The organism is Pseudoalteromonas sp. 0802 (genome assembly GCF_013350085.1).
Classification (GTDB): Bacteria; Pseudomonadota; Gammaproteobacteria; order Enterobacterales; family Alteromonadaceae; genus Pseudoalteromonas.
Window position 1 is genome coordinate 1 of the sequence record NZ_JABVXE010000068.1, and the last position, 856, is coordinate 856.

General features: G+C 39.3%; 1 protein-coding gene. It reads left to right on the forward strand.

Features of this window, described 5'->3' with window-relative positions; translation table 11 throughout:
* Positions 1-856, forward strand: an 856-nt coding sequence (gene bcsG, locus HUS61_RS21965) for a cellulose biosynthesis protein BcsG (protein WP_175083680.1), incomplete at both ends; no start/stop codon positions are given.

Here is an 856-nt window from a genome sequence, read left to right on the forward strand (position 1 = left end):
TTTTTTATTGGTTTACTGTTAAGTGGTTGCGTTACACCAGTATTTCAATAATTGGCTTTTTGTATGCGTTTTGGTTAGGTGGGGTTGTTACGAGTGGTGAGGTTATAACTCAAGTTGCAAGCAATAGCCAAACTACAAAAAAGCAAGTACCCGTTTTAGTTTCTGATACAGCAAAACAAAAGACACCGGATCAACAGTTACAAGACTTTTACCAGCAACAGAATTTACTACAAAGCCAGTTTCCTGATGTATTTAATGGTCAACCATTTGATGTTGTTGTGCTAAACATTTGCTCTTTAGCGACGGCTGATTTAAATGCAATTGGTGTTGAGCCACGTAACTTATTTGCTGATTTTGATATTTTGTTTAGCCAATTTAACTCAGCAACGTCGTACAGTGGCCCTGCGGCAATTCGTTTACTACGAGCAAGTTGCGGGCAAACAAGTCAAGAGCAACTATTTAAACCTGTTGATGAGCAATGTCAGCTATTCTCTAACCTTGCAGAGCTTGGCTATAAAACCAGTGTGGCTCTTAACCACGATGGACATTTTGATGACTTTATAGGTTTGATCAGGCAATACGGTGGTGTCTCTGTGCCAAAACTAGATTTTAGCAAATTTAGTGCTGCGCAATATGGCTTCGATGGCAAACCGATTTATTCTGATGCGGATATACTCACTAATTGGTTGAAAAAGCAAGGTTCGAGTCAGCAGCCTAGGGCTCTTTATTACAACACCATTAGCTTACACGATGGCAATCAACTTGCAGGTCGTGAACGTATGAATAGTTTTGAAAGCTATCCGCTTAGACAACAGCGCTTATTTAATGACATCGATAAGTTTATAACTGAGTTAAA